Source organism: Fibrobacter sp. UWP2, assembly GCF_900141705.1.
GTDB lineage: Bacteria > Fibrobacterota > Fibrobacteria > Fibrobacterales > Fibrobacteraceae > Fibrobacter.
Genome location: NZ_FQYM01000059.1, coordinates 1 through 3,739 on the forward strand (window position 1 = coordinate 1; position 3,739 = coordinate 3,739).

Consider the following 3,739-nt stretch of genomic DNA (forward strand, 5'->3'; position numbering starts at 1 on the left):
CGCTACAAGCAGCTCACCCGTAACAATCCGGAAGTGGCTAGAAAGCTCGCTGACGACCTTCAGAAGGAAGTGGACGCCCGCTACGCATTCTATGATGCGATGAGCAAGGACACCGAAGGGCTGATCAGCCTGTAAGCCGCAAGGATGTCATCCCCGCGTAGGCGGGGATCTCCTTTCAAAGTTAAAGACGAGAGTCGAGAGCGATCTTGGCTCTTGTTTTTTTATAAAGAAAGGGGGAAGCCTCCCCCACGCTCCAGCCCCGCCCCCACCCATTGTCAAGCCCGCCTTGAGCGGGCTTTACTACTCTATCCCGCCCAAGCGGGTCTTCCGCTACCCCTTCTAGCGGGTGCTCAAACGCCGCACCCGCAACGCCCTGGCTTGCCCCGCCCACCCGCCCTTTTTTTGGCGGAGATAACATCTTTTTGCTGAGTCAATGAGTTTTTCACTATTTGATTAGTCGAAAAAAAAACGCCTTGTATAAATTTTTTAGAACAGATGTATTTCTGTAAGAAAAAAATATATAATAAATTGTTAGTATAATAGAAGAGGACTATGGAATGCCGAAATTATATCTTGTCATATTAGTTTTTTCTATTTCTTTAATCCATGCTCAATTTGTTTCAAAACCAGCCGTCTTGGAACAAATAAATGCTTTTTTGCAGGAAGACGTAGATACGGTGGATTCCACTTATACGGTTCTTGAAGTTATTGGAAAAGAAAAACTTTCTTTAAATGTTAATGCTGTTGTTGAAGAATTTGATGGACGATATGTAGTTCAGCTGAATTCTAGTTCAAGAAAAATTAAACTTCAAGAGGAAAGCGTCTTGAGAAACTTTGTCGCGGACGACTTGAAGCATGTTTTTGGTAATGATGTTTTTAAATCATGTCAGATTACTAGAGTAGGATTTGAGCACCAACAAAGAAATGGTCATTCAGAAATTGTTGGTGGGGTAGTTATGGTGCATCAGTTGGTTCATGGGCATCTTGTTAGAGGTCCTGCCTATATTTTTATGTTCTATGATGCTCTCTCTAATTTAAAGATGATAGAATATAGTTGGATTCAAACAGAAAAGAAAGTTGTAAAGAATTTGGCTCGTAATACTGATGTGAAACAATTGCATAAATCGATGCTTACTCAGAAAATGTCGGAAATTAGTGAGAGTCTAACGAAAGAAAATACGCGTGGAGAATTGTATAAAGCGGTTCGGAGTTGGCGTATGATGACAGATTCTATAGGAATAAATGTTTTGGTCCCTAGCATTACTTATTTGGGAAAATATGATGATGCGGGAACAATGCGATACGTTTCTTTTGATATTGATGAATTTCCTGCAAAATCAGAAGCGTTTAAACCTGAAATTTGTTCGAAGAGAGAGGAGAAAAGATGAAAAAGTTTATTTTGGCAATAGCTTTGTCTTTTGTGTCCGTTTTTTCCATTACTCAAGGGCGATTGCTCAATTTCTCATTTACTACATATGCCATTAATAATTATGAAAATGCATGGGCTGGAAATATGAATTGGTCTATTATAATTGCCGATTCTTTAAGGTATGCTGTAAATGTAAGTGTGTTAATGATGAATTTATCTCATAATTATTATCAAGCAGGGGCGACTCCGACAACATTATCGTTGAATTATTTTGAAGATGCTGATGTCACATCAAGTAATTTTTTGAGTCAGGCTGCAAAAAACTACAATTTTGTATTCTATCATGGTCATGGATTGCCAAACAAGTTTACTCTTTGGAATCAATATTCCTATATGGTTAATACAAATCCTGGAATAGGGGTTAGAAATACATATTGGGCGTGGCTGAGTGCTTGTACCGTATTTAGAAATGGATATTCCGATCAAGAGCCGTGGTTTGATGGGGTGTTTAAGGGGGTCCATTCAATTTTGGGGGTTAGTTCTTTGACATTCGGATATTTGACTATTGCAAAAGGTTATCAAAATTTTGCTGTTCGATGGATTTATGGAAATCAAAAAATATGGGATGCCTATTATATAGCTGTTATGAATATTATTCATACAGAAGGAGGTTTTGATATTGAACCCAAAATTGTATATCGCTATGGTTATATAAATGGTAATTTTTTTGATCCATGGGAGGAAAAATTCTTAAATGCCTATAAGGGACCAGTGTTTTATAATGATGATTATGAAGGTATTGGTTCTAGATGGATAACTCTTGGTGACCCGCATTACGAATAATGGAGGAAAAATGAGAATGTTATTTTTTGCTATTGGAATATTGTTCTTTTTTGGGGCTTGCTCGTCATCGGATGGCGAAAAAAACATTGTTCAATCGAATGAGAATAATGAGAGAATAAATGCTGATTTTCAACAAAGTAAAGCTCCTTGTGATTCGCAATATATCGCTCAATTGAATGGAAAATCAACTTGTGAAGTTCAATCAAATAAACATATTGTAGTAGAGTTGCTCTCTGTAGATTCGTGCTTTGCTCATTATGAATATAATGATTTAGCTACAATGGTTGATTCTCTGCAGGCAAAACAAAGAAATGATGCTTTTTATACAATTCGTGTTTTGGGTGTTACACAGTGCCCGCCTGCAGAAAAGCCAGACTATTTGGAGTATTCATACGAAGACGATACTTTAGTACTTAGTATTGACAAAAAAGATCGTTCGTTTGATGTTACGTCATCATGTATGTATTGGGCTGAGATTCTGATAAAAGGTGATATCTCATTCAATAAGATTTTGATAAATGGTAATACATTCCCTGTTTCTGTAAAAAAGAATTTAGGTCTTAATCTTTAGGATGTGAAAAATGAAAAAGATTGGTTTAAAAAAGATCTTTATATCAATTGCTTTGTTGACGACTTCGCTTCTTGCTTCCGAATCCTTCGGTGGCATCGGTGTGTCAATTTACCAGGTCCGCGACGGCGTTAAGGTTGCAGAGGTAATCCCCGGCACACCGGCTGCGGAAACAAAACTGCAAGCAAATGATGTTATCATTGCAGTCGATGGAGAATCGCTCAAAGGCAAGTCTATCGAAGAGTCGAAGGCGAAACTTCGCGGTCAAAAGAACAAGCCGCTTGAGATTACCTTTGTAAGTGGCGTTGATACGCTGTCGGCAACTCTTCGCCGCACTCAAATTACGGTAAAGGATTTGGAGAGCGAACATGTCGAATCCTGGTATGGTGACAAGTCTGAATTTAATGCGCAGGAACTTGAAACATACGCCAGCGCGACAGAAAGTAACAAGCAACTTGTAGCCGTGCTGCAAAACGGAACTTTGGTGAAATCTGAGTCGCAGGTTTCCGCTAAGTCACTGAACGGAATCTATGTCGAAAAGGCGGACGAGTTTGCACCCAAGATAAAGCAACCTAATTTGAATAAGAATGCTTCTGTAACATTGAAGGGACTTAGCCGAACATCCGTTGGTTTTGAATTGAAATCTACTGGCAAGGCTGTAATCACCATTATGGATGCCGATGGTGCCGTGGTTGCAACACTTGTTAGCGAGAATGCACGGCCCGGTTACAATTCCCTGAAATGGAATTCCGAAAATGTTCCGAGTGGTCGCTACATGGTGACTATTGAGCACAACGGTTCTATTAGCGGGAAAAATGTTGTGCTGAAATAGATTCAAATTAATTTGGAATAAAAGAAAAACCTCGGGTAGTGTCAAGGGTTTTTCGCAAAAATAGTTTGTTCCAACATCAGATTTAGGCTACATTTCCTTTCTTTCTGCTCTTTTCCAGTTCCCGTTT

4 protein-coding genes are annotated in these 3,739 nt (G+C 39.1%); all 4 read left to right on the forward strand.

Translation table 11 applies throughout. From position 1 onward, the window contains the following. Positions 1 to 557 precede the first annotated feature (557 nt). From BUB55_RS13595 to BUB55_RS13610, 4 genes are read left to right on the forward strand one after another with little or no spacing between them, the layout of a single operon-like run. Positions 558 to 1,388 carry a hypothetical protein gene (locus tag BUB55_RS13595; RefSeq protein ID WP_073192402.1) on the forward strand — a complete coding sequence of 277 codons (831 nt, stop codon included), beginning with the start codon at positions 558 to 560 and terminating at the stop codon, positions 1,386 to 1,388. Then, the gene (locus BUB55_RS13600) at positions 1,385 to 2,212 is read left to right on the forward strand and encodes a DUF6345 domain-containing protein (protein WP_073192403.1); all 828 of its coding nucleotides are present in this window, start codon (positions 1,385 to 1,387) and stop codon (positions 2,210 to 2,212) included. Before BUB55_RS13595 ends, BUB55_RS13600 begins: the two co-directional genes overlap by 4 nt. A 10-nt stretch (positions 2,213 to 2,222) precedes the next feature. Further along, a complete protein-coding gene (locus BUB55_RS13605; protein ID WP_143153086.1) occupies positions 2,223 to 2,783 on the forward strand; it encodes a hypothetical protein in 561 nt (186 codons plus the stop codon). Positions 2,784 to 2,793: 10 nt separating this feature from the next. Next, entirely contained in the window at positions 2,794 to 3,612 is an 819-nt protein-coding gene (locus BUB55_RS13610) for a PDZ domain-containing protein (RefSeq protein WP_073192407.1), read from the forward strand. The last annotated feature ends 127 nt before the right edge of the window (positions 3,613 to 3,739 follow it).